Consider the following 23,171-nt stretch of genomic DNA (forward strand, 5'->3'; position numbering starts at 1 on the left):
TCCCCCCCCCCCCCCCCCCCGCCCCCGGGCCCCCCCCGGGGGGGGGGGGGGGGGGGCGGGGCCGGGGGGGCGGGGCCCCCCCCCCCCCCCCCCCCCCCCGACGGGAGTGACGTCTCGGCAGGTCAGACCGGGACGAGCTCGACGGCACCGACGGCGTAACGGGCCAGGATGGTGCGGGCGACCTCGGGGTGGGCGCCCATGGGGTCGCTGACCGCGACGGCGCCGGCCTCGAGGGCGAGCTCCTTGGCGCGGTCGGGCAGCTGACCGGGAGCCAGGAAGAGCATGCCGACGGCGATGTGGCGGCGGCCCTCGGCGCGGAAGGCACGGACGGCCTCGCCGGTGGCCGGCGGAGCGGCCGAGGCGTACGCAGCCACGACCGGCAGCTTGTGGTGGGCACCCCAGATCCGGGCCAGCCGGGCCACGGACTGGTTGGCCAGCGAGTCCGAGGAGCCGGCGGCGGCCAGGACGAGCGCGTCGAGCTCGCGGACCCGCGCCGCCTTCAGGGACGCCCGCAGGCGCTCGTCGAGCACCTGCAGGAAGACGCTCTCGAGGCCGAGGATCTCGCTGGTGTGGATGCGCAGGCCGGAGTGGCGGGCGGTGGCCTCGGCGATGACCGAGGGTACGTCGACGCGGGCGTGGAACGCCTCGGTCAGCAGGAGCGGCACGACGACGATCTCGTCGTGGCCCGCCTTGACGAGCTTGTCGATGACGGCCTGGAAACGCGGCCGGGAGTGGTCGAGGAAGGCGGCTTCGATGCGGAGGTCGGGGCGCAGGGCGCGTACCTCGGCCACGAGGGCGTTGATGGTCGCGGCGGACTGCGGATCGCGGCTGCCGTGAGCCAGGGCTACCAGAGCGGGAGCTGCCATTGTCTTCATCCTTCGGTGTTGCAGGGAGTCGAGAAAGTCTGTGGAGGGGTCAGGCGTGGATGCCGCACTCGGTCTTGCCGGTGCCGGCCCATCGCCCGCTGCGCGGGTCCTCGCCGGGGGCTACCCGGCGGGTGCACGGCGCGCAGCCGATCGAGGGATACCCGTCGTAGACGAGCGGGTTCACGAGCACTCCGTTGTCCTCGATATATCGCTCGACCTGCTCGTCGGACCATCGGGCCATCGGCGAGACCTTGACCTTCTGGCGTTTGGCGTCCCAGCCGATGACCGGGGCGATGACCCGGTTCTTCGTCTCCGCGCGGCGCAGGCCGGTGGCCCAGGCGTCGTAGGAGGCGAGCGAGTCGGCCAGGGGCTTGACCTTGCGCAGCGCGCAGCACAGGTCCGGGTCGGTCCGGTAGAGGTCCTTGCCGTACTCCGCGTCCTGCTCGGCGACGCTCTGCACAGGCGTGATCGTCAGCAGGTTGACCGGCATCGTCGCCGCGACGGCGTCGCGGGTGCCGATCGTCTCGATGAAGTGGTAGCCGGTGTCGAGGAAGACCACGTCGATCCCGGGCACGACCTTGGAGGCGAGATGCGCGAGGACCGCGTCCCCCATCGAGGACGTGATCGCGAACCGCTCGCCGAAGGTGGCGGCGGCCCACTCGATGATCGTCTCGGCCGGGGCGAGCTCGAGCTCGGCTCCCCAGTGGGAGACGATCTCGCGCAGCTCCTCGGGCGTACGCCCCTCGGTGTCGACCGCGCGGTTGGCCCGGGCGGCTGCTGTGCTGACGCTCATGCGTGCGCCTCCTTCGTGACGTTCCGAGAGATTTCCGGTCGAGCGATCTGGCCCAATGACTTCAGCTGGAAGGCCCGCAGGCAGGCGCGGCACTCCCAGGAACCGTGCGCGGCCTCGTGCGGCCACAGGTCGGTCTCCCCGCAGAACGGGCAGTGGAACGGGGTTCCGGCGCGCTCGCTCATGCAGGCACCTCGCTCAGGGTCTTCTCGCCGCGCAGCAGCACCTCGTCGGCCCGGAGGGTCCAGGCCGAGAACGTCTCGCCCTCGGTCCGGTCGGCCAGGTAGTTGACCACCAGCGCGGAGATGTAGTCGTCGAGCCCGGCCGAGGTGACCTTGTGGGCCCGCAGCTTGCGGCCGAAGTTGGCGGTCAGCCCGGTCGCGCCGCCCAGGTGCACCTGGAAGCCCTCGACCTGGTTGCCCTCGTCGTCCAGGACCAGCTGGCCCTTGAGCCCGATGTCGGCGACCTGGGTCCGGGCGCAGGCGTTGGGGCAGCCGTTGACGTTGACGGTGATCGAGGCGTCGAGCTCGGGGAAGCGCGACTCGAGCGAGGCGATCAGGTCGCGGGCGCGGTCCTTGGTGTCCACGATCGCGAGCTTGCAGAACTCGATGCCGGTGCAGGCCATCGTGTTCTGGCGCCAGTTGGAGGGCCGGGCCGAGAAGCCGATGGCGTCCAGCTCGGTGACCAGGTCCTCGACGACCTCCGGGTCGACGCCGATGAGCACGATCTTCTGGTACGGCGTGAGCCGAGCACCCTCGACGCCGAACTTCTCCAGGACGCCGGCGAGCTCGACCAGGTGGGTGCCGGAGATGCGGCCGGCGATCGGCGCCACCCCGACGTACTTCTTGCCGTCCTTCTGGTCGTGGATGCCGACGTGGTCGCGGTGACCCAGCGGCGACTCGGGGGAGGGGTTGGAGACGAGCTGACGGTCGAGGTACTCGTTCTCGAGGACCTCGCGGAACTTCTCCTTGCCCCAGTCGGCGACCAGGAACTTCAGCCGCGCCCGCGAGCGCAGCCGGCGGTATCCATAGTCGCGGAAGATGCCGGCGACGCCGGCCCACACGTCGGCGACCTCGTCGAGCGGCACCCACACGCCGAGCTTCTCGGCCAGGCGCGGGTTGGTGGACAGACCGCCGCCGACCCAGACGTCGAAGCCGGGTCCGTGCTCGGGGTGGACGGTGCCGACGAACGCGATGTCGTTGATCTCCGGCGCGACGTCGTGGGAGGGGTGGCCGGTCAGCGCGGTCTTGAACTTGCGCGGGAAGTTCGAGAAGGCGGGGTCGCCCAGGTAGCGGGACTCGATCTCGCGCAGCGCCGAGGTGCCGTCGATGATCTCGTCGGCGGCGACACCGGCGACCGGTGAGCCGAGGAACGGACGGGGCGAGTCGCCGCAGGCCTCGGTCGAGTGCAGCCCGACCTCCTCCAGACGGGACCAGATCTCCGGGACGTTCTCGATCTCGATCCAGTGGTACTGGATGTTCTCCCGGTCGGTGATGTCGGCGGTGTCGCGCGCGAAGTCGACGCCGATCTGACCCAGCGTGCGCACCGCGGCGGGGGAGAGGAGCTTGCCGTCGGAGCGGACCCGCATCATGAAGTAGCGGTCGTCGAGCTCCTCTTCCTCGAGGATGGCGGTCTTGCCGCCGTCGATCCCGGGCTTGCGCTGGGTGTAGAGACCGAACCACCGGAAGCGGCCGCGCATGTCGGCCGGGTCGATCGAGTCGAACCCGCGCTTGGAGTAGGTGTAGAGGATCCGGTCGCGAACGTTGAGCGGGTCGTCGTTCTTCTTCGACTCCTCGTTCTTGTTCAGCGGCTCGGTGTAGCCGAGGGCCCACTGACCCTCGCCCTTCTTGGGTCGGGGGATCTCGGTCCGGGTGGCGCGCTTGGCCTGAAACCGGTTGTCGCTCATGTCAGAGAAACCTTTGCGTCGGTCGTGGACGCACGGCGGAGCAGGGACGTGCTCGCGGCGGGCGCCCGGGATGTCTGTCGGGCGGCGGGCCAGCGGCTCGACGCGGTGGGATGCGGAGCGCTGGGCGTCAGTGGCGCCAACAGATCGAGCTGCGGATGCGGCAATAGTCCACGTGGCGTCGAACCACGAGGTGCGCATGTGTTGCAGCAGTGACCATGTCAAGGAGTCTCAGGGAGCGGACGCTCTCCACGCAATCTGGAATCCCGATATATGAGACATCAGTCCGTTATGCGAGACAATCGCGCTCGGTCACGCGGGCGATGTGGCCGAGGTCACCATCTGGTCACATTCTCCCAACCGGGCTGAGCGGTCAGTCATTCCCGCGGGCGGTGATAGAGGACGTACGCAGCGCAACGGGCGACCACGATGCTGCTCTCGTCCGCGCGGCTGACTAGTCTGTGGTCCATGAGCGATCTGTCCGCCTTGACGAGTTCTGCCTACAACCAAGCCCTCGAGGTCATCGCCTCCGTGGAGCCCCGCATCGCCGAGGCGACCAAGCAGGAGCTCGCCGACCAGCGAGCCAGCCTCAAGCTGATCGCGAGCGAGAACTACGCGAGCCCCGCCACGCTGATGACGATGGGCACCTGGTTCTCCGACAAGTACGCCGAGGGCACCGTCGGCCACCGCTTCTACGCCGGCTGCCAGAACGTCGACACGGTCGAGTCGATCGCCGCCGAGCACGCCAAGGACCTCTTCGGCGCCGAGTACGCCTACGTGCAGCCCCACTCGGGCATCGACGCCAACCTGACGGCCTACTGGGCCATCCTCGCCCACCGGGTCGAGGGCCCGTGGCTGGAGAAGATGGCCGTCAAGAACATGAACGAGCTCTCCGAGGCCGACTGGGAGACCCTGCGCGCCGAGCTCGGCAACCAGCGCCTGCTGGGCATGTCGCTCGACGCCGGTGGCCACCTCACCCACGGCTTCCGCCCCAACATCTCGGGCAAGATGTTCCACCAGAACCAGTACGGCACCGACCCGGAGACCGGGCTGCTCGACTACGACTCGCTGCGCGCCAAGGCCAAGGAGTTCCAGCCGCTCATCATCGTGGCCGGCTACTCCGCCTACCCGCGCCGGGTGAACTTCGCCAAGATGCGCGAGATCGCCGACGAGGTCGGCGCCACCCTGATGGTCGACATGGCCCACTTCGCCGGCCTCGTCGCCGGCAAGGTGTTCCAGGGCGAGGAGAACCCGGTCCCCTACGCCCACGTCGTGACGAGCACCTCCCACAAGTCCCTGCGCGGCCCGCGCGGCGGCTTCATCCTGGCCACCGAGGAGTACGCCCCGAGCGTCGACCGCGGCTGCCCGATGGTCCTCGGCGGCCCGCTGAGCCACGTCATGGCCGCCAAGGCCGTCGCCTTCGCCGAGGCGAAGCAGGAGAGCTTCCAGACCTACGCCCAGCAGGTCGCCGACAACGCCAAGTCGCTCGCCGAGGGCTTCCTCAAGCGCGGCGCCAAGCTCGTCACCGGCGGCACCGACAACCACCTCGTCCTGCTGGACGTGACCAGCTTCGGCCTCACCGGCCGCCAGGCCGAGTCGGCGCTGCTCGACTCCGGCGTGGTCACCAACCGCAACTCGGTCCCGGCCGACCCGAACGGCGCCTGGTACACCTCGGGCATCCGCCTCGGCACCCCGGCCCTGACCACCCGCGGCTTCGGTGCCGACGAGTTCGACCGCGTCGCCGAGCTCATCGTCGACGTGCTCGCGAAGACCACCCCCGGCACCACGAAGGCCGGCGGTCCGTCCAAGGCCTCCTACGCCATCGAGGACGGCGTCGCCGACAACACCAAGGCCGCCGCGGCGGAGCTGCTCGCGAAGTTCCCGCTGTATCCCGGTCTCGACCTCGCCTGAGCCCGTGGCTGCTCCGAAGCGACCCAGCTCGATCCCCGGCGTCGGGGCCCCTGAGAAGGTGGTCCCGACGGCGCAGGTGCGTGTCGTCGTCGAGGACGAGTGGCCGGCGCTCAAGAAGGTGCGTCTCGCTGCTCTGCAGGACACCCCGCGCGCGTTCTGGGCGTCCTACGACGAGGTGGTGACCTGGCCCGACGAGCGGTGGCGGCTGTGGGCAGCGTCCGGCGCGGCCTACATCGCCTGGCTCGGCGAGAAGCCCTCCGGGCTCGCCGCCGGGATCATCCATGACGACGAGCACCACCTGATCAACATGTGGCTCGCTCCTGAGGCGCGCGGTCACGGGCTGGCCGAGGGCCTCATCCAGGCCGTCGCCGGCTGGGCGCGTCGTGATGGCGCCTCCGTGCTGACCCTGTGGGTCGTCGACGGCAACGAGTCCGGGCGCCGCCTCTACCAACGCCTCGGCTTCGAGCTCACCGGCGAGACCCAGCCCTTCCCCGAGGGCGACCCGCGCACCGAGTCGAAGATGGCCCTGCGCCTCATCTGATCGCCGTGGCCGACCCGCGCGAGGGCGTGACTCCCGACGGTCTGATCCGCACCGGCGCGCGCCGCGACCGGGTGCCGTCCGTGTTCGAGCCGGTCGTTGCGTACGTCCTCGGGCGGATCCCGCCCGAGGTGTCGGTCCACGTCTACGGCTCGGTCGCCAACGGCACGGCCAGGGTGCCCACTTCCGACGTCGACCTGCTGACGATCGGTCTCCCGGGCGCGGAGGCCTCCGCCCTCGGCGCCGAGGCGTCGGCGGCGTTCGCCGAGGTCTGCCGTGGCGTCGAGATCGCTGCGGCATCCTCGAGCGACTACCTCGGCGAGGGCGACGAGGCGTACGGGAACCGGGTCTTCCTGCGCCACTACTGTGCCCATCTCGCCGGTCCGGATCCGCGTGCCGGCCTGCCGGACTTCGCGGCGGACGCGCGTGCCGCCCGCGGCTTCAACGGCGACATCCAACGCCTCCTGCACAGGTGGCGTGACGCCCTCGGTCGCGGCGACGCGGGCGAGCTGTCGCGTCGGATCGCCCGCAAGTCCCTCCTCGCCGTGGCCGGTCTGGTCAGCGTCCACGACGCCACCTGGACCACCGACCGGGCGGCGGCCGCCGCCCGGTGGAGCGAGATCGAGCCGTCCCTCGCGCCGGATCTGGGGCGGCTCGAGACACTGTGCGACAGCCGCGGGGCCGCCGAGGCGGAGACCGCGAGACTGCTCGAAGAGCACGGCGTGATCGAGCAGATCACCGCCCGCTTCGCCGCCGACATCGGGCTCTGGCCAGACACCTAGAATCGGTCCCGTGACGGACGAGGTCGAGGTCAGTGCCCTGGCGATCAACGTGGCCATCCCGGATGAGCTGCAGTGGACCGACAGCAGGCGGGGGGTGACCTTCCGGCTCACCACCCTCAACGTGCGCCTGCTGCCCGACGGCCGGCTCGCGGCCAAGGCCTACGGCCGACCGGTCGACGGTGGCCGCGGCGCCTACACCTCCTTCGCCGTTCCCGACCGGCCCGAGCTCACCGGGCTGATCAGCGACGCGGCGAAGGTCGCCGCGCAGCGCTGGCAGGCGGCGTACGCTCCGGAGCATCAGGCCCACTGAGGTCGACGCCTACGTGGCGGCGACCCTGGACGGCTGCCGCCACAAACCGCGCGGCTGGTACGTCCACGACCGCCTGGTCGCCCGGCTCGTCGACCCGACGACCCTGCTCGTCCGGGTGCCGATCGAGCGCCGCGAGGAGCTGACCGACCGCTGGCCGGACGCGTTCGGCATCCCGCCGAGGCTGGAGGCGCACCACAAGATCGAGGCCTACCTCGACCGCGCCCCGGCAGAGGCCGTGACGTCAGCGATTCGGCTCGCCTGGAAGTTCCAGCGTGACAGGTGACGCGATCAGCCGAGGAGAGCGTCGACGTCGACCGGGACCTTGACGTCGCCGTAGGTCAGCATCGCTGGCCCGTCCGTGTATCGGCCGGTCTCCACGAAGTAGCCGTCCTCGAGGCGATGGGTGAGGATGACGTGGTCACGAGGGTCGATGATCCAGTACGCCGGAGCACCCCACTGAGCGTAGCGGTTGAGCTTGCCGACGAGGTCGTCGCGACGGTTGCTGGAGAGGATCTCGACGACCAGGTGCGGTGTGCTGGTCAACGTCCGTTCCTCGTCGGTCTGGACATGGACCATGAGGTCGGGGATGAGCTCCTCACGCACGTCGTTCGGCGACCACCCCCATGCTTGGGTCACATCGGTGCCCGGAGCGAGGTGATGGCGGATCAGCGTCTGGAGCTCGAACATGATGCGCTGGTGTTTGCGTCCTGGCGGTGCCATGGTGACGAGAGATCCTCCGTAGTACTCACCCGGGGTGTCCTCGAGGGCGAGATACTCGTCCCACGACATCGGCACGCGGGTGAGGTCGTCAGAATGGCTGACGATGCTCATCACACGCTCCCTTCTGGTGGTGATGTGGATAGGTGGATTCGTCGTCCGTCTCCAGTCTCGCCGATCCACGGGAACAGGTCCAGGACTATGCCGGCTTGCGCCAGACCGAGACATGACTGAGCGAGTCGCTGGTGAACGGTGACCGGTCCCAGCCGCTGTAGCGCACCTCCAGGGTCATTCCGGCCAAGCGCGCCATCAGGTCACACTCCGACGGCCAGATGTAGCGGTGGTTCGACTCGCCGCGCCGGTAGGTGTCGCCGTCCTTGGTGAAGTGATGAGAGGTCAGCAGCTGCGTGGCGATGTCGATGGTGTCCAGACCGACGTGACGGTCCGAGACGTCGAACGTCGCCGCGACCGCGGTGGGCGGGAGGAGGCGCAGCTCCGGCACCCACAGCTCGATGACGAACCGCCCGCCCGGGGCCAGATGACGAGCGGCGTTGGCGAAGCAGGCGACCTGTTCGTCCTGGGTCAGCAGGTTGGAGACCGTGTTGTAGACCAGATAGACCAACGAGTACGTCCCCACCCCCGGCGCCTCGGCGGAGGCCATGTCGCCGACCACCACCGGGATCTCCTCCGCGGTGACCTTGCGCCGCAGGACGTCGACCATCGGCTGGGAGAGCTCGATGCCGCTGATCGGCACCCCCTGCTCCCACAGCGGTACGCCGATCCGACCCGTCCCGATGGCGAGCTCTAGCGCCGGGCCGCCGTCGGCGACCTCGGCGAGGAAGCGGGCCACCGGCCCGGTCACCTCGGGCGAGTTGACCCAGTCGTCCGGGTCGTCGTAGCGCTCGGCCGTCTCCCGGGTCCACAGATCGCTGCTCGTCATGGGTATCGACTCTGCCCGGCGTCGGACCCTACGCGCGAACCATTTAGCGGGCATGCCGCCCGCCGATCGACGGATGCGGGCGTGGGACGCTGGCCGGGAATCCGGGGAGGCGGGATAGTGACCTACATCACTCTCCCATGTCTCGAGGAGCCCGAAGATGGCAGAAACAGCCGCCAGCCCCGCACCACCACCGAAGAAGGACCGGACCCACTACCTCTACCTCGCGGTGATCGCCGCGGTGGTCCTCGGCATCCTCGTCGGTCTGATCGCCCCGTCGTTCGCGGTCGAGCTGAAGCCGATCGGGACCGCGTTCGTGAACCTGATCAAGATGATGATCCAGCCGATCATCTTCTGCACCCTGGTCATCGGCGTCGGCTCGGTCGCGAACGCGGCCAAGGTCGGCAAGGTGGGTGGCCTGGCGCTGGTCTACTTCATCGTGATGTCGACCGTCGCACTGGCGATCGGTGTGATCGTCGGCAACATCATCGACCCGGGCACGGGTCTCCACCTCGACTCGGCCGCCTCCTCGGCGGGTCAGGACGCCGCCGCCGAGGGGCACGCGAGCACGACCGACTTCCTGCTCGGCATCATCCCGACCTCGCTCTTCTCGGCACTGACCTCCGGCGTGGTGCTGCAGACGCTCCTGGTCGCCCTACTGGTCGGGTTCGCGCTGCAGCGGATGGGGGAGTCGGGCAAACCGATCCTCAACGTGATCGTCTGGATGCAGAAGCTGGTCTTCCGGGTGCTGGCGATGATCATGTGGGCCGCCCCGGTCGGTGCCTTCGGTGCCATCGCAGCCGTGGTGGGGGAGACCGGTGTCGATGCGCTGAAGAGCCTGGCGGTGATCATGGTCGCCTTCTACATCACCTGCGCGATCTTCGTTTTCGTGATCCTGGGCGTGATGCTGAAGCTGGCCACGGGCGTCAACCTGTTCAAGCTGCTGCGCTATCTGGCGCGCGAGTTCCTGCTCATCCTCTCCACGTCCTCGAGCGAGTCGGCGCTGCCGCGCCTGATCGCCAAGATGGAGCACGCCGGCGTGGAGCAGGCGACGGTCGGCGTGGTCGTCCCGACCGGCTACTCGTTCAACCTGGACGGGACCGCGATCTACCTGACGATGGCCTCGATCTTCATCGCCGACGCGATGGGTGACCCGCTGAGCATCGGCGAGCAGATCAGCCTGCTGCTGTTCATGATGATCGCCTCCAAGGGTGCCGCGGGGGTCACCGGCGCCGGTCTCGCCACGCTGGCCGGTGGGCTCCAGTCCCACCGTCCGGAGCTGGTCGACGGGGTCGGTCTGATCGTCGGGATCGACCGGTTCATGTCCGAGGCCCGTGCGCTGACCAACTTCGCCGGCAACTCGGTCGCCACGGTGCTGGTGGGCCACTGGACCAAGACCATCGACCGCGACCAGCTCGACCGTGTCCTGGCTGGTCAGGACCCGTTCGACGAGACCCGCATGATCGACGACCACGCCGCCTCGCCGCCTCCGGCGGAAGGCGAGAAGACTCCGGTCTAGACCCAGTAGTAGCCGACCTCGGGCCGGCCGCCGCTGGGACCGTACCGGACCCCGCGCGCGGCCTGGCCCGTGTCGGCGAGATGCTCGAGATAGCGGCGCGCGGTCACCCGCGACGCACCGACGGCCGCGGCGACCTCGCTCGCCGACAGGTCGCCCTCGGCCTCGCGCAGCACGGCCGTCACGGCCCGCAGCGTCTCCGCGCTCATCCCCTTCGGCAGCGGCGTGCGCCCGGTGGGCCGCAGCGACCCCAGGAGCTGGTCGACCTCGTCCTGGACGACCTCCTCGGGGGCCGCGTCGAGCCGGGACCGGTAGTCGGCGTACTGCTCGAGCTTGGCGCGGAACGTCGCGAACGTGAACGGCTTGAGTAGGTAGAGCACGACCCCCTGCACGACGGCCTGCCGCACCACCTTCGTGTCCCGCGCCGCCGTCACCGCGATCACGTCGCACAGGTGCCCGGCGGAACGCAGCCTGCTGAGCAGCCCGAGCCCGTGCCCGTCGGGCAGGTTCATGTCGAGCAGGATCAGGTCGACCGGAGCACCGGCGTCGCGGGCGGCGTCGAGCGCCCGGACCGCCTCCCGCGCCGACCGCGCGATCCCGGCGAGCTCGAAGCCCGAGACCCGCCCGACGTACGCCGCATGGGCCTCGGCAGCGAGCGCCTCGTCCTCCACGACCAGCACCCGCACACTCATGCCGCCGCCTCCGTAGCGCAAGCGCCAGGATACGGAAGCGGCGGCCTGAGGCTTGTGGTCGCTCGCTGGCGCTCGCTCATGCCATCCCCTCCGTCGCCAAGGTGACCGTGAACTCGGCACCGCCGAGGTGCGAACGGCCGACGACGACCGCCCCGCCGTGACGTCGCGCGACCTGCCCGACCAGGGCGAGGCCCAGGCCACGCCCCGTGCCGGGCTCGGCCTTCGTCGTCCAGCCGCGGTCGAGGACGCGCGCCGAGGCGGCGTCGTCGAGACCGGGGCCACTGTCGCCCACGCGGATCGTCAGGGCGACCGGGTCACCGGTGAGGTGGACCTCGACCTGTCGGGACTCGAGGCCGGAGACGGCGTCGAAGGCGTTGTCGACCAGGTTGCCCAGCACCGTCACCAGGTCGCGGGGCGGGATGCCCGTGCCCGGCGGCAGCTCGCCGACGATACGGAGCTCGACGCCCTGCTCGGCCGCCTCGGCCGACTTGCCGAGCAGGAGCGCGGCGACGACGGGGTCCTCGACCGCGCCGACGACCTGGTCGGTGAGGAGCTGGGCGACCTGCAGCTCCTCGGTCGCGAACTCCACCGCCTCCGACGATCGGCCCATCTCGATGAGCGACACCACCGTGTGCAGCCGGTTGGCCGCCTCGTGGTTCTGCGACCGGAGCGACTCGGTGAGGCGGCGTACGACCTCGAGCTCACCGGTCACCGAGCGCAGCTCGGTGTGGTCGCGCAGGGTCACCACGGCGCCGACCTCGCGGCCGTCCCACAGGGCCGGTGCCGAGGAGACCACGAGGATCCGCTCGCCGGCGAGGTAGAGGTCGTCGGACTCGGCGGTGCGGCCACGGGCGGCGGCGACCAGCCCGGGCGCCAGGTCGAGGTCCTCGATCCGGGTGCCGACCACGTCGCCGGGCAGCGCCAGCAGCCGGAGCGCCTCGTCGTTGACCAGCTGCACGCGTCCCTCGCCGTCGAGCAGCAGCAGGCCTTCGCGGACCGAGTGGAGGACGGCGGAGTAGTACTCGTACATCCGGGCCAGCTCGCGCTCGCCCAGGCCATGGGTGAGCCGGTGCAGCCGCCGGCTCAGCAGCCAGGCGCCGGTCAGGCCGGCGATCAGCACCAGCCCTCCGCACAGCACCACGATCGTGACGTCGCGCTTGAGCCCACGGTTGATGTCGCTGACCGTGATCCCGACCGAGACCAGTGCGACGACCTCGTCGCCGTCCTCGACCGGCACCACGGCGCGGACCGACGGGCCGAGCGTGCCGGTGTACTGCTGGGTGAAGGCCTCGCCCTCGGGGGCGCCGCCGAGGTCACCGACGAACTTCTTGCCGATCTGGCTCGGGTCGGTGTGCGTGTAGCGGGTGCGGTCCAGCCCCATCACCACGACGAAGTCGGTGTCGGTGTCGCGTCGGACCTCCGTGGTCCAGGGCTGAAGGGTCGTCGTCGGGTCGTCGCCGCGCAGCGCCGCGCGGACGCTGGGCGAGTCCGCGACGGTCTGGGCGACGGCCACCGCGCGTTGGGTGGCCCGGCTGTAGGAGTCGCGTCGGGCGTCGTAGGACGCCATCAGGATCCCGGTCAGGACGAGCAACAGCACCGTGCCGAACTGGAGGAGCAGGACCTGCTGTGCCACCGGGCGATCGCGCAGAGTGCGGGGGCGGAGCAGGCGGAGACGGGACACCCCCTCATTCTGGCTCACCCAGCCGACGTGGCTGTGACGGCGGCCACGAACACAACGAACACAACAGTGACGGTCGTCACGTTCTCCCGGAGAGTTGCCCGAGTTGCCCCGGAGGGCAGGACACACCGGACCAGGAGGAACGATGAGTACGACCACCACTGAGACAAGACCCAAGAAGGACCGCACACACTATCTCTACATCGCGGTGATCGCCGCGGTGCTGCTCGGCATCCTGGTCGGGTTGGCCGCCCCGTCGTTCGCGGTGGAGCTGAAGCCGATCGGGACCGCGTTCGTGAACCTGATCAAGATGATGATCCAGCCGATCATCTTCTGCACCCTGGTCATCGGCGTCGGCTCGGTCGCGAACGCGGCCAAGGTCGGCAAGGTCGGCGGCCTGGCGCTGATCTACTTCATCGTGATGTCCACGGTCGCTCTCGCGATCGGCGTGATCGTCGGCAACATCATCGACCCGGGCACTGGTCTCCAGCTCAGCTCGGACGCGTCCCAGGCCGGTCAGGACGCCGCCGCCGGCGGTCACGCGAGCACGACCGACTTCCTGCTCAGCATCATCCCGACCTCGCTCTTCTCCTCGCTGACCTCCGGCATCGTGCTGCAGACGCTGCTCGTCGCCCTGCTGGTCGGGTTCGCGCTGCAGCGGATGGGGGAGTCGGGCAAGCCGATCCTCAACGCCATCACCTGGATCCAGAAGCTCATCTTCCGCGTGCTCGCGATGATCATGTGGGCCGCCCCGGTCGGCGCCTTCGGCGCCATCGCCGGCGTGGTGGGCGAGACCGGTGTCGACGCGCTGAAGAGCCTCGCGGTGATCATGATCGCCTTCTACATCACCTGCGCGATCTTCGTCTTCGTGATCCTGGGCGTGATCCTCAAGCTGGCCACCGGGGTCAACCTGTTCAAGCTGCTCAAGTACCTCGGCCGCGAGTTCCTGCTCATCCTCTCCACCAGCTCCTCGGAGTCCGCACTCCCGCGCCTGATCGCCAAGATGGAGCACGCCGGTGTCGAGAAGGCGACCGTCGGCGTGGTCGTGCCCACGGGCTACTCGTTCAACCTCGACGGCACTGCCATCTACCTGACCATGGCCTCGATCTTCATCGCCGACGCGATGGGTGACCCGCTGAGCATCGCCGAGCAGATCGGTCTGCTGCTGTTCATGATGGTCGCGTCCAAGGGTGCTGCCGGCGTGACCGGCGCCGGCCTGGCGACCCTGGCCGGTGGGCTCCAGTCCCACCGTCCGGAGCTGGTCGACGGTGTCGGTCTGATCGTCGGGATCGACCGGTTCATGTCCGAGGCCCGTGCGCTGACCAACTTCGCCGGCAACTCGGTCGCGACCGTCCTGGTCGGCCACTGGACCAAGACCATCGACCACCGCCAGCTCGACCGTGTCCTGGCTGGTCAGGACCCGTTCGACGAGGCCACCATGGTCGACGACCACGCCGCCACGCCGTCCGCGGCTGAGGGCGAGAAGGCCCTCGTCTAGAACCGACGACACCAGGCCGTACGCAGCGCACCGAGGTGCTGCGTACGGCCTGTTCCGTCATCGGTTGCGGTAGAGGATCCGCGCCAGCTCGAACGGCGCGACGCGCCACGACCCGATCGGCTCGTCGTCGAGCCCGATCCGGCCGAGCGCGGCGACGATCCACGAGAAGGCGAAGCAGCCGAGACCGGCGACCGCCCAGATCCCGACCATGCGCCAGGAGACGTCACCGCCGAAGGTCCGGAAGACGCCGACGACGGCGGCGACGAGGGCGATCGCTCCGATCAGCCAGAAGAGGATCGAGCAGATGGCAGCGGCCAACCGGCCGGCCATGGCCAGCGGGTCGCGAGGAGGTTGCGGATAGTTCATTTGGGCGCTGATTCTGGCCTACCTCGGCTGCCCGGAGCCACTCCGCGCTGGCGGGTCTCCACGGTGCCTGAGCGTCTGACAGGTATGGTCCTGCGCGTTCTCGGCTGAATGTTCGACAATTTGTCCGGGACATTGATCGACCCTGAGGACTAATGTTAGGGAGATCACATAACGAGGCGCTGCCTCGTGGACCCGACGCGGCCTGCGTGGCACGACTCCGCGGATCAAACGACGATGGAGGGTGCAATTCCAATGCACGTGCGCAAGTGGCAAATCGGAGCAGTAGCCGCAGGTCTGCTCGCCGTGACCGGGTGTGGTGTTCCCGGCGGCGGAGGCGACGAGGACGCGGGGAAGACTGAGAAGGGCGACGGCAGCCTGCAGATCCTTGGCGCGATCCCTGAGGGTGAGGCGGTCGGTCTGAACGCGGCCCTCAAGACGTTCACCGACGAGACCGGGATCAAGGTGACTTACACGCCGTCGACGGACTTCACCACCGAGATCCGCACCAAGGTCAAGGGCGGCGACGCGCCCGACATCGCGCTCTTCCCACAGCCCGGTCTGGTCGGCGACCTGACCGAGTCGGGTGACACGCTTCCGCTCGACGACCTCATCGACGTCGGCGACCTGGACGACACGATGATCCCGGGTCTGATGGACTCGGTCGAGATCGACGACAAGACCTACGGCGTCCCGATCCGGGTCTCGATGAAGTCCCTGGTCTGGACCCCGAAGAACTTCGAGCAGTCCGGCTACAAGACGCCCACGACCTGGGGCGAGCTGATGGACCTCCAGGACCAGATCATCGCCAAGGGCCAGACCCCGTGGTGCCTCGGCGCCGAGGCAGGTGCCGACACCGGCTGGGTGTTCACCGACTGGGTCGAGGAGATCATCCTGCGCCAGGAGGGTCCGGAGTTCTACGACAAGTGGACCTCCCACGAGGTGCCCTTCAACGACCCGGCGGTCGTCAAGGCGATCGAGACCATGGGCGACATCATCAACAAGCCGAAGAACGTACGCGGCGGGGCCGACGGCACCCTGAGCGAGCCCTTCGGTGACTCGCCGCTGCCGCTGTTCAGCAACCCGCCGGGCTGCGAGATGCACCGCCAGGCGAACTTCATCACCACGTTCTTCCCGAAGAACGTCCAGAAGGACCTGGCCGCCAACGTCAACGTCTTCGCGCTCCCGGGCGACATGGAGGGCGGCTACGAGGGCACGCCGGTGCTCGGTGCCGGTGACATGGCGACAGCCTTCACCAACGACACCGACGTGGTGAAGCTGATGGAGTTCTTCGCCAAGCCCGACTTCGGTGCCGAGTGGGCCCAGTCCGGTGGCTGGCTCTCGCCGAGCGTCGAGTTCGACAACTCCAACTACTCCGACCCGATGACCGGAGAGATCGCGACCCTGCTGCAGGACGCGGACACCTTCCGCTTCGACGGTTCGGACCTGATGCCCGCGCAGGTCGGTGCCGGCACCTTCTGGAGCGAGATGAACGCCTACGTCGGGGGTGAGAAGAGCGCTCAGGAAGCTGCCGACGCGATCGAAAAGAGCTGGCGAGGATGAGCGATGATCCGTTCCTGAAGATCGTCAACGGCCTGGTCGCGATCGTCCTGGGGGTCGGCGGCACCGCCGCGCTCTACTGGGTGCTGAACTTCCTGGTGGGGCTTCTCCCCGGCAAGTGGGACAGGCGGATCAAGCCGTACATCTTCATCGGCCCGGCCATCTTGGTGGTCGCCGTCTTCCTGATCTACCCGGCCGTGCTGACGGTGATCTACAGCTTTGCCGATGCCAACAGCATCAACTGGGTGGGTTTCGAGAACTACACGTCCCTGTTCCAGGACGAAGAGTTCCTCGGCACGTTGTTGAACAACCTGCTCTGGATCCTCATCGTCCCGGCCGGGAGCGTCATCGTCGGGCTGCTCGTGGCGGTGCTGGCCGACCGGCTCAAGGCGCTGCCGGAGCGGATCGCGAAGTCGGTGATCTTCATGCCGATGGCGATCAGCTTCGTCGGGGCGAGCACGATCTGGGGCTTCGTCTACGCGACCAGGTTCGCGCAGGGGGACAAGCAGATCGGGCTCCTCTCGGCCATCTCGACCAGTCTGGGTTTCGAGCCGGTCGCCTGGCTCCGCATCCAGACCGGCAACCTCAACGACCTGCTGCTGATCATCATCATGGTGTGGCTGCAGGCCGGGTTCGCGATGGTGCTGCTCTCCTCGGCGATCAAGGGCGTCCCCGACGACACCGTCGAGGCGGCCCGCATCGACGGGGCCAGCGAGGTCCAGATCTTCTTCAAGGTCGTCGTGCCGCAGATCTGGCCGACGGTGATCGTGGTCTTCGTGACCATCCTCATCCTGGTCCTGAAGGTCTTCGACATCGTCTACGTGATGACAGGTGGCCGGTCCGGCACCTCGGTGCTGGCCAACACCTTCTTCGTGGAGCTCTTCGAGTTCGGTGACGCCGGCCGGGCAGCGGCGGTCGTGGTGGTCCTGATGATCGCGGTGATCCCGGTGATGATCTACCAGATGCGCCAGTTCAAGAAGCAGGAGGCACGCTGATGAGGCAGTTCACCCTGGGCAGCCTCGCTGTCCGCGTCGCCATCACGCTGCTGTGCGTCCTCTGGTTCATCCCGACCCTCGGGCTGCTGGTCTCCTCGTTCCGCGACGAGGCCGACGTCAAGACGTCGGGCTGGTGGACGGTCATCACCGACCCGTTCTCCCAATGGACCTTCGACAGCTACAGACAGGTCCTCGAGAGCGGGATGGCGAACGCCTTCGTGAACTCGATCGTCGTCTCCGTCCCCGCGACGGTGCTGCCGATCATGATCGCCGCGTTCGCTGCGTACGCGTTCACGTTCATGCGGTTCCCGGGACGCAACGTGCTGTTCATGCTGATCGTGGGGCTGTTGGTGATCCCGCTGCAGGTGGCGTTCGTGCCGCTGCTCAACCTGTTCACCGACTACGAGCTCAACGGCACCTTCCTCGCGGTGTGGCTCGCCCACACCGGGTTCGGGATGCCGCTAGCGGTCTACATCCTGCGCAACTACATGTCGAGCCTGCCGCACGAGATCATCGAGTCGGCCGAGATCGACGGCGCGTCCCACTTCCAGACCTTCTGGAGGCTGATCGTGCCGATGTCGGTGCCCGCACTGGCCGCGTTCGGGATCTTCCAGTTCCTCTGGGTCTGGAACGACCTCCTCGTCGCGCTCATCTTCCTCGGGGCCGGTGACAACGAGGTCGTCACGATCACGTTGCGCGACCTGATCGGTGACAAGGGTCAGGAGTGGCACCTGCTCACCGCCGGTGCGTTCATCACCATGACGGTGCCGCTGCTCGTGTTCTTCTCGTTGCAGCGTTACTTCGTCCGTGGGCTCACAGCCGGGTCCGTCAAGGGCTGAGATCCCCCGTACGCGGCGGGTGCCATGCCTTCGGGCATGGTGCCCGCCGCGTCGTATGAGGGTCGACGGAGGCTGGGCTATAAGGTCGGGACGTGACCGAGACAAGCGCGTACGCCCCGAGGTGGGCCGGGGTCGAGCAGGTCGCTCTTCCCGAGACGGTGCGGTCGCCGTGGTGGCAGCTCGGGCGCCGGTTGCTGGCCGCCCTGGGGATCCTGGTCGGCACGGTGCTCCTGGTCTATCTCGACCGCGACGCCTACGCCGACAACAACGATCCCACGGGCCAGATCAGCCTGATGGACGCGCTCTACTACACGACGGTCACGCTGAGCACGACCGGCTACGGCGACATCGCGCCGGTCGCCGACCATGCGCGGATGATCAACGCGTTCATCATCACGCCGGCCCGCATCGCGTTCCTGGTCCTGCTGATCGGCACCACTCTCGAGGTCCTCACCAGGCAGGGCCGTGACCTCATCCGAGTCGCTCGCTGGAGGAAGAAGATGTCCCAGCACATCGTCGTCGTGGGCTACGGCACCAAGGGGCGCAGCGCCGTGGAGACGCTGCTCAGCAACGGTGCCGACCCCGAGGAGTTCGTCGTCGTCGACCCGGACCCGGTGGCGCGCTCCGACGCCCACTCCGACGGGATCGCGGTGGTCACCGGCGACGCGACCCGGCGCGAGGTGCTGATGCGGGCGGGCGTCAAGGACGCCGAGCAGGTCATCATCACCACCAACCGTGACGACTCCAACGTGCTCACGATCCTGACGGTGCGCCAGATCAACCCCGAGGCGTGGATCGTCGCAGCGGCACGGGAGCGCGAGAACGCACCGCTGATGAAGCAGTCCGGCGCCAACTCGGTGATCACCTCCGCCGACGCGGTCGGGCGGCTGATGGGCCTGTCCACCATCTCGCCGACCCTGGGCTCGGTCATGGAGGACCTGCTCAACTCCGGCATCGGGCTCGAGGTCGCCGAGCGTGACCTCCTGGTCAACGAGGTCGGGAAGCAGCCGCAGCAGCTGGCCGACCAGGTGATCGCGGTCGTACGCGACGAGAAGGTGTTCCGCTACTTCGACCCGGTCGTCGGAACCCTGTCGCGCGGGGACCGGCTGGTCGTCGTGCGGGCCGCGAAGGAGTTGCCTTGGGCGCCACGTCCGGGGACGCACGGCGAGGACACAGCCGAGGCGTAGAGCCCGCCAAAAGACCCGTCAAAACAAAGAAGTCAGCCGCTGGCGTCTCGGGTCACCAGCGGCTGACATGGAAAACATTAGCCGACGATCCGGCGTGCTTCAAAGAGTCGTTCTGCACTTCTATGAAGATGACCCGGATGGGCTATGCCGGATAGTCCGAGGCGGTGGCGCGTGGCGGTTTCGGCGGTGGGTGTCGCGCCTGGGATGATGGAGGCATGACCGAGGCGCCCCACAGCCCCGGGTCTGCCGATGAGCAGCCGGGCCTGTCCGAGAACGAGAAGCGACTGCTCGACTTCGAGCGCTCCTGGTGGTCGGCCGGCACGGGTCGCGACGAGGCGGTCCGGGAGCAGCTGGGGATGAGCGCTGCCGACTACCACCGTGCCGTCAACGATCTGATCGACAAGCCCGAGGCGCTCGCCTACGACGGCGTCCTGGTGCGCCGGCTGCGGCGACAGCGCGACGCACGGCGTACGCAGCGCTCGAAGAACCCGCGCTCCTAGCCCGTTCGGGTAGGCCGAGTAGCCCGATCGAATCATCTGCAATCTTCTGCATTGCAAGTGCTTGCACGTTCTTGGTGTCGTCGGCTAGTGTTCATCTTGTCAGCCGCTGGTGACCCGAGACGCCAGCGGCTGACTTCTATTTCGGGTCACATCTCGGCCCGCCGTGGCAGGCGAACGCCTCCGGCCTCTCGTGCGAAAACTGACGCATCCGATATGTACCCATGGGTATCCATATGTTGTCGTAAATGCGACTCGATGCACTGCATGGTTATGAAGCATTAACCTGATTGACCGGCTCCGCGCCCGATCGCCACTGTCCCATGAGTCAACATCGGCTGCTCCGCTTCGGCGGGGCCGGCTCAAGGAGAGTCTGCGTGAACAACAGACGCGTAGCGCAGGGCCTGACCATGGCCCTCATCGCGGCGGCGGCCGCCATCAGCATGCCCACAGGCGTGCAGGCGGCCACCGACCCCAAGCCCGGCAAGGGCACCGTGACCTCGCAGGAGACCGACGGCGGCCGCACGGTCGTCAGCGGCAAGCAGGCCAGGAGCAAGGCGGAGAGGTCGGCCGCGGCCTTCGTCGCCGCCGACCCGGCGGCGCTGAAGCTCGGCGCCAAGGACGAGGCAGTCAGGCTCGGGACGTACCAGTCCTCCGGACTGCAGTACGTCTCCTACGACCGCACCCACCAGGGTCTGCGTGTCGTCGGCGGTGACTTCGTCGTCGCCGCCGACGCCGAGGGCAACCTGCTGGGGACCTCGGTCGCCCAGGAGGCGCCGGTCAAGGTGTCCACCACGAAGCCCTCGATCACCGAGGCGAGGGCAGAGAAGATCGCCAAGGGCAAGGTGACCAGGCCGGCCGTCGAGTCCACCGAGCTGGTCATCGTCCAGGGCGAGGCCGGGTCGGACCTGGCGTACGAGACGATCGTGACCGGCACCCGTGAGGGCGCGCCCTCGCGGCTCTCGGTCTTCGTCGACGCCGCCACCGGCAAGGTGCTCTCCACCAAGGAGCACGTCGTGGAGGGCACCGGCAGCTCGGGCTACTCCGGGACCGTGTCGATCTCAACGCAGCTCTCCGGCTCCACCTACTCGCTGATCGACCCCTCCGCCACGACGCTCAAGTGCCAGAATTCCTCCGGCAACGTGACCTACACGGGCACCGACGACTCCTGGGGCAACGGCGACCCGACCAACCGGGAGACCGGTTGTGTCGACGCGTTCTACGGTGCGCAGCAGGAGAAGGGCATGCTCACCTCGTGGCTGGGTCGCTCGGGCATGGACGGCTCGGGTGGCTGGGTCCCGATCCGGGTCGGTCTGGCCGACGTGAACGCCTACTACGACGGCACCCAGGTGCAGATCGGCCACTCGCAGTCCGGGTCACGCTGGATCGGATCGCTCGACGTCGTCGCGCACGAGTTCGGCCATGGCATCGACGACCACACCCCCGGCGGGATCTCGGGTGGCAACACCCAGGAGTTCGTCGCGGACACCTTCGGTGCGGCGACCGAGTGGTACGACAACCAGACCGCCAACGACACCCCCGACTACACCGTCGGTGAGGAGGTCGACCTGGTGGGCGCCGGGCCGATCCGCAACATGTACAACCCCTCGCTCGTCGGTGACGACAACTGCTACTCGTCCTCGACGCCGAACGACGAGGTCCACGCCGCGGCCGGACCGGGCAACCACTGGTTCTACCTGCTCGCCGAGGGGTCCAACCCGACCAACGGCCAGCCGACCTCGCCGACCTGCAACTCGTCCACCGTCACCGGTGTCGGGATCCAGAAGGCGATGAAGATCATGTACAACGCCATGCTGCTGAAGACCTCGTCGTCGTCGTACCTGAAGTACCGCACCTGGACGCTCACCGCGGCCAAGAACCTGTACGGCACCTCGACCTGCACCGAGTTCAACGCGGTCAAGGCCGCCTGGAACGCCGTCTCGGTCCCGGCCCAGACCGGGGACCCGACCTGCACGCCCGGTGGCGGCACCGGCTCGGTCACGGTGACCTCGCCGGGCTCCAAGACGGGCACGGTCGGCACCGCGATCTCGTCCTTCGCGGTCTCGGCCTCCGGCGGCACCTCGCCCTACACCTTCACGGCCACCGGCCTGCCGGCCGGCGTCTCGATCTCCTCGTCGGGCACCGTCTCGGGTACGCCGACCACGGCCGGCACCTACACGCCGACGGTCACCGCGACGGACTCCACCGGTGCGAGCGGCTCGACGCAGTTCACCTTCACGATCTCCGGCACCGGTGGCGGCACCTGCTCGGGCCAGAAGCTGACCAACCCGGGCTTCGAGTCCGGCGCGACCGGCTGGACCGCCTCCTCGGGCGTGATCGACAGCTCGACCAGCGCCCCGGCGCACTCGGGTTCGTACAAGGCCTGGCTGAACGGCTACGGCAGCACCCACACCGACACGCTGTCGCAGTCGGTCACCATCCCGTCGGGGTGTGCGGCCACGCTGACGTTCTGGCTCTACGTCGACTCCGATGAGACGACCACGACCTCGGCGTACGACAAGCTGACGGTCAAGGCCGGGTCGACCACCCTGGCGACCTACTCCAACCTGAACAAGGGTTCTGGCTACGTCCAGAAGTCGGTCAGCCTCAGCGGCCAGGCTGGTTCGACGGTCACCCTCACCTTCACCGGTACGGAGGACTCCTCACTCGCGACGAGCTTCCTGATCGATGACACGGCGGTGAACCTGTCGTAGGCGAGAAAAGCACGGCGCCCCTGCTCCCGTCGTGGGAGCGGGGGCGCCGTGCTTCGTACGTCAGTCGCTGTCGCGCGCGGTGAGGATGAGAGGCCCGTCCTCGGTGATCGCGACGGTGTGCTCCATGTGGGCACCGCGGGAGCCGTCGGCGCTGCGCAGGGTCCAGCCGTCGGGGTCGGTGAAGATCTCGTCGGTGGTGTGCAGGAACCACGGCTCGATCGCGATGACGAGGCCGGGCTGCAGCTTGAAGCCGCGGCCGGGGCGACCGTCGTTGGCGATGTGCGGGTCGCCGTGCATCGTGCGGCCGACGCCGTGGCCGCCGAACTGGGTGTTGATCTTGAGGCCCTTCGCGCGCGCGACGCTGGCGATCGCGTGGGAGATGTCGCCGACCTTGTTGCCGACGCGGGCGGCGTCGATGCCCGCGGCGAGCGCCTCGGTGGTGGTCTCGATCAGGTCGAGGTCCTCCTGGCGGGGCGTGCCGACGACGACGGAGAGGGCCGAGTCGGAGACCCAGCCGTCGACGCTGGCGGCGAAGTCGACGCTGAGCAGGTCGCCGTCGGCCAGCTTGTAGTCGTAGGGGAGGCCGTGCAGCACGCCGTCGTTGACCGAGGTGCACAGCACCTTGCCGAACGGCATCGCGCCGAAGCTCGGGTGGTAGTCGATGTAGCACGACTCCGCGCCGCGGTCCTTGATCATCTTGTGCGCCAGCTCGTCGAGCTCGAGCAGGTTCACACCCACCGCGGCGTGCTCGCGGAGTGCGGTCAGGACATCGGCCACGAATCGGCCGGCGGGCTTCATCTGCTCGATCTGGGTCGGCGTGCGCAGTTCGATCACAGGCACAGCGTATCCTGAGAACGGTTCTCAGTAGAACTCAGCAG

Annotated in this window: 23 protein-coding genes; 13 read left to right on the forward strand and 10 right to left on the reverse strand. The window is 68.5% G+C overall.

All coding sequences use genetic code 11. The annotated features are described in order from the left end of the window. Nucleotides 1-122: 122 nt before the first annotated feature. Genes ACIA03_RS15530 through ACIA03_RS15545 form a run of 4 tightly spaced genes read right to left on the reverse strand, consistent with a single transcriptional unit; the run spans nucleotide 123 to nucleotide 3,562 of the window. Nucleotides 123-866 (reverse strand): sirohydrochlorin chelatase, encoded by a 744-nt coding sequence (locus tag ACIA03_RS15530; RefSeq protein WP_396983945.1) that lies wholly within the window; start codon nucleotides 864-866, stop codon nucleotides 123-125. A gap of 49 nt (nucleotides 867-915) precedes the next feature. After that, nucleotides 916-1,659, reverse strand: a complete 744-nt coding sequence (locus ACIA03_RS15535; RefSeq protein WP_008357240.1) for a phosphoadenylyl-sulfate reductase — start codon at nucleotides 1,657-1,659, stop codon at nucleotides 916-918. Beyond that, nucleotides 1,656-1,841 (reverse strand): hypothetical protein, encoded by a 186-nt coding sequence (locus ACIA03_RS15540; protein WP_141792940.1) that lies wholly within the window; start codon nucleotides 1,839-1,841, stop codon nucleotides 1,656-1,658. The genes ACIA03_RS15535 and ACIA03_RS15540 overlap by 4 nt, the downstream gene beginning before the upstream one ends. Further along, a complete protein-coding gene (locus ACIA03_RS15545; RefSeq protein WP_396983948.1) occupies nucleotides 1,838-3,562 on the reverse strand; it encodes a nitrite/sulfite reductase in 1,725 nt (574 codons plus the stop codon). Before ACIA03_RS15545 ends, ACIA03_RS15540 begins: the two co-directional genes overlap by 4 nt. A gap of 465 nt (nucleotides 3,563-4,027) precedes the next feature. On the opposite strand from ACIA03_RS15545, the gene ACIA03_RS15550 reads away from it, so the two are divergent. The 5 genes from ACIA03_RS15550 to ACIA03_RS15570 are packed head-to-tail and all read left to right on the forward strand — an operon-like array spanning nucleotide 4,028 to nucleotide 7,383. After that, nucleotides 4,028-5,470, forward strand: a complete 1,443-nt coding sequence (locus ACIA03_RS15550; RefSeq protein ID WP_396983950.1) for a glycine hydroxymethyltransferase — start codon at nucleotides 4,028-4,030, stop codon at nucleotides 5,468-5,470. Nucleotides 5,471-5,474: 4 nt separating this feature from the next. After that, on the forward strand, nucleotides 5,475-6,011 hold the full coding sequence (locus ACIA03_RS15555; RefSeq protein WP_396983952.1) for a GNAT family N-acetyltransferase: 537 nt from the start codon (nucleotides 5,475-5,477) through the stop codon (nucleotides 6,009-6,011). A 5-nt stretch (nucleotides 6,012-6,016) separates the two neighbouring features. Then, nucleotides 6,017-6,790, forward strand: a complete 774-nt coding sequence (locus tag ACIA03_RS15560; RefSeq protein ID WP_396983954.1) for a hypothetical protein — start codon at nucleotides 6,017-6,019, stop codon at nucleotides 6,788-6,790. Nucleotides 6,791-6,800: 10 nt separating this feature from the next. Continuing rightward, nucleotides 6,801-7,100, forward strand: coding sequence for a hypothetical protein (locus ACIA03_RS15565; RefSeq protein WP_396983956.1), 300 nt, complete (start codon nucleotides 6,801-6,803; stop codon nucleotides 7,098-7,100). Between the two features lie 13 nt (nucleotides 7,101-7,113). Beyond that, nucleotides 7,114-7,383 carry a hypothetical protein gene (locus ACIA03_RS15570; protein WP_396983958.1) on the forward strand — a complete coding sequence of 90 codons (270 nt, stop codon included), beginning with the start codon at nucleotides 7,114-7,116 and terminating at the stop codon, nucleotides 7,381-7,383. Nucleotides 7,384-7,388: 5 nt separating this feature from the next. Here ACIA03_RS15570 and ACIA03_RS15575 read toward each other — a convergent pair whose 3' ends face one another. Both ACIA03_RS15575 and ACIA03_RS15580 read right to left on the reverse strand, forming a co-directional pair. Further along, a complete protein-coding gene (locus tag ACIA03_RS15575; RefSeq protein ID WP_396983960.1) occupies nucleotides 7,389-7,931 on the reverse strand; it encodes a Uma2 family endonuclease in 543 nt (180 codons plus the stop codon). Between the two features lie 85 nt (nucleotides 7,932-8,016). Continuing rightward, entirely contained in the window at nucleotides 8,017-8,757 is a 741-nt protein-coding gene (locus ACIA03_RS15580; RefSeq protein WP_396983962.1) for a class I SAM-dependent DNA methyltransferase, read from the reverse strand. 157 nt (nucleotides 8,758-8,914) lie between these two features. On the opposite strand from ACIA03_RS15580, the gene ACIA03_RS15585 reads away from it, so the two are divergent. Beyond that, nucleotides 8,915-10,273 carry a cation:dicarboxylate symporter family transporter gene (locus ACIA03_RS15585; RefSeq protein WP_396983964.1) on the forward strand — a complete coding sequence of 453 codons (1,359 nt, stop codon included), beginning with the start codon at nucleotides 8,915-8,917 and terminating at the stop codon, nucleotides 10,271-10,273. On the opposite strand, the gene ACIA03_RS15590 is transcribed toward ACIA03_RS15585, so the two are convergent. Beyond that, nucleotides 10,270-10,962 (reverse strand): response regulator, encoded by a 693-nt coding sequence (locus ACIA03_RS15590; protein ID WP_396983966.1) that lies wholly within the window; start codon nucleotides 10,960-10,962, stop codon nucleotides 10,270-10,272. The genes ACIA03_RS15585 and ACIA03_RS15590 overlap by 4 nt on opposite strands. 76 nt (nucleotides 10,963-11,038) lie before the next feature. After that, entirely contained in the window at nucleotides 11,039-12,643 is a 1,605-nt protein-coding gene (locus tag ACIA03_RS15595) for an ATP-binding protein (protein ID WP_396983968.1), read from the reverse strand. Nucleotides 12,644-12,785: 142 nt separating this feature from the next. Here ACIA03_RS15595 and ACIA03_RS15600 point away from each other — a divergent pair, with 142 nt between their 5' ends. Next, on the forward strand, nucleotides 12,786-14,138 hold the full coding sequence (locus ACIA03_RS15600) for a cation:dicarboxylate symporter family transporter (RefSeq protein ID WP_396983970.1): 1,353 nt from the start codon (nucleotides 12,786-12,788) through the stop codon (nucleotides 14,136-14,138). Nucleotides 14,139-14,195: 57 nt separating this feature from the next. Here ACIA03_RS15600 and ACIA03_RS15605 read toward each other — a convergent pair whose 3' ends face one another. Beyond that, nucleotides 14,196-14,504, reverse strand: coding sequence for a hypothetical protein (locus tag ACIA03_RS15605; protein WP_396983972.1), 309 nt, complete (start codon nucleotides 14,502-14,504; stop codon nucleotides 14,196-14,198). A 258-nt stretch (nucleotides 14,505-14,762) separates the two neighbouring features. Here ACIA03_RS15605 and ACIA03_RS15610 point away from each other — a divergent pair, with 258 nt between their 5' ends. From ACIA03_RS15610 to ACIA03_RS15635, 6 genes are all read left to right on the forward strand, one after another. Continuing rightward, nucleotides 14,763-16,064 (forward strand): ABC transporter substrate-binding protein, encoded by a 1,302-nt coding sequence (locus tag ACIA03_RS15610; protein ID WP_396983974.1) that lies wholly within the window; start codon nucleotides 14,763-14,765, stop codon nucleotides 16,062-16,064. Then, complete coding sequence (locus ACIA03_RS15615) at nucleotides 16,061-17,056, forward strand: carbohydrate ABC transporter permease (RefSeq protein ID WP_396983976.1); 996 nt, start codon at nucleotides 16,061-16,063, stop codon at nucleotides 17,054-17,056. Before ACIA03_RS15610 ends, ACIA03_RS15615 begins: the two co-directional genes overlap by 4 nt. Continuing rightward, entirely contained in the window at nucleotides 17,056-17,895 is an 840-nt protein-coding gene (locus ACIA03_RS15620) for a carbohydrate ABC transporter permease (protein WP_396983978.1), read from the forward strand. Before ACIA03_RS15615 ends, ACIA03_RS15620 begins: the two co-directional genes overlap by 1 nt. 92 nt (nucleotides 17,896-17,987) lie before the next feature. Continuing rightward, nucleotides 17,988-19,082, forward strand: coding sequence for a potassium channel family protein (locus ACIA03_RS15625; RefSeq protein WP_396983980.1), 1,095 nt, complete (start codon nucleotides 17,988-17,990; stop codon nucleotides 19,080-19,082). A 215-nt stretch (nucleotides 19,083-19,297) separates the two neighbouring features. Then, the gene (locus ACIA03_RS15630) at nucleotides 19,298-19,582 is read left to right on the forward strand and encodes a DUF3263 domain-containing protein (RefSeq protein ID WP_045550855.1); all 285 of its coding nucleotides are present in this window, start codon (nucleotides 19,298-19,300) and stop codon (nucleotides 19,580-19,582) included. Between the two features lie 374 nt (nucleotides 19,583-19,956). Continuing rightward, nucleotides 19,957-22,293, forward strand: a complete 2,337-nt coding sequence (locus ACIA03_RS15635; RefSeq protein WP_396983983.1) for a M4 family metallopeptidase — start codon at nucleotides 19,957-19,959, stop codon at nucleotides 22,291-22,293. Nucleotides 22,294-22,353: 60 nt separating this feature from the next. On the opposite strand, the gene map is transcribed toward ACIA03_RS15635, so the two are convergent. After that, on the reverse strand, nucleotides 22,354-23,127 hold the full coding sequence (gene map / locus ACIA03_RS15640; protein ID WP_396984897.1) for a type I methionyl aminopeptidase: 774 nt from the start codon (nucleotides 23,125-23,127) through the stop codon (nucleotides 22,354-22,356). Between the last annotated feature and the right edge of the window lie 44 nt (nucleotides 23,128-23,171).

Origin of the sequence: Nocardioides sp. NPDC051685, assembly GCF_044453405.1 — a bacterium.
Taxonomy (GTDB): Bacteria; Actinomycetota; Actinomycetes; order Propionibacteriales; family Nocardioidaceae; genus Nocardioides.

What these genes read in the sequence shown, in the direction of transcription:
- ACIA03_RS15585 (WP_396983964.1), top strand. Translation starts at nt 8,915, where the DNA reads ATGGCAGAAACAGCCGCCAGCCCCGCACCACCACCGAAGAAGGACCGG.
- ACIA03_RS15530 (WP_396983945.1), bottom strand. Translation starts at nt 866, where the DNA reads ATGGCAGCTCCCGCTCTGGTAGCCCTGGCTCACGGCAGCCGCGATCCG.
- ACIA03_RS15540 (WP_141792940.1), bottom strand. Translation starts at nt 1,841, where the DNA reads ATGAGCGAGCGCGCCGGAACCCCGTTCCACTGCCCGTTCTGCGGGGAG.
- ACIA03_RS15630 (WP_045550855.1), top strand. Translation starts at nt 19,298, where the DNA reads ATGACCGAGGCGCCCCACAGCCCCGGGTCTGCCGATGAGCAGCCGGGC.
- ACIA03_RS15575 (WP_396983960.1), bottom strand. Translation starts at nt 7,931, where the DNA reads ATGAGCATCGTCAGCCATTCTGACGACCTCACCCGCGTGCCGATGTCG.
- ACIA03_RS15590 (WP_396983966.1), bottom strand. Translation starts at nt 10,962, where the DNA reads ATGAGTGTGCGGGTGCTGGTCGTGGAGGACGAGGCGCTCGCTGCCGAG.
- ACIA03_RS15545 (WP_396983948.1), bottom strand. Translation starts at nt 3,562, where the DNA reads ATGAGCGACAACCGGTTTCAGGCCAAGCGCGCCACCCGGACCGAGATC.
- ACIA03_RS15605 (WP_396983972.1), bottom strand. Translation starts at nt 14,504, where the DNA reads ATGAACTATCCGCAACCTCCTCGCGACCCGCTGGCCATGGCCGGCCGG.
- ACIA03_RS15615 (WP_396983976.1), top strand. Translation starts at nt 16,061, where the DNA reads ATGAGCGATGATCCGTTCCTGAAGATCGTCAACGGCCTGGTCGCGATC.
- ACIA03_RS15535 (WP_008357240.1), bottom strand. Translation starts at nt 1,659, where the DNA reads ATGAGCGTCAGCACAGCAGCCGCCCGGGCCAACCGCGCGGTCGACACC.
- ACIA03_RS15620 (WP_396983978.1), top strand. Translation starts at nt 17,056, where the DNA reads ATGAGGCAGTTCACCCTGGGCAGCCTCGCTGTCCGCGTCGCCATCACG.
- ACIA03_RS15600 (WP_396983970.1), top strand. Translation starts at nt 12,786, where the DNA reads ATGAGTACGACCACCACTGAGACAAGACCCAAGAAGGACCGCACACAC.
- ACIA03_RS15550 (WP_396983950.1), top strand. Translation starts at nt 4,028, where the DNA reads ATGAGCGATCTGTCCGCCTTGACGAGTTCTGCCTACAACCAAGCCCTC.
- ACIA03_RS15580 (WP_396983962.1), bottom strand. Translation starts at nt 8,757, where the DNA reads ATGACGAGCAGCGATCTGTGGACCCGGGAGACGGCCGAGCGCTACGAC.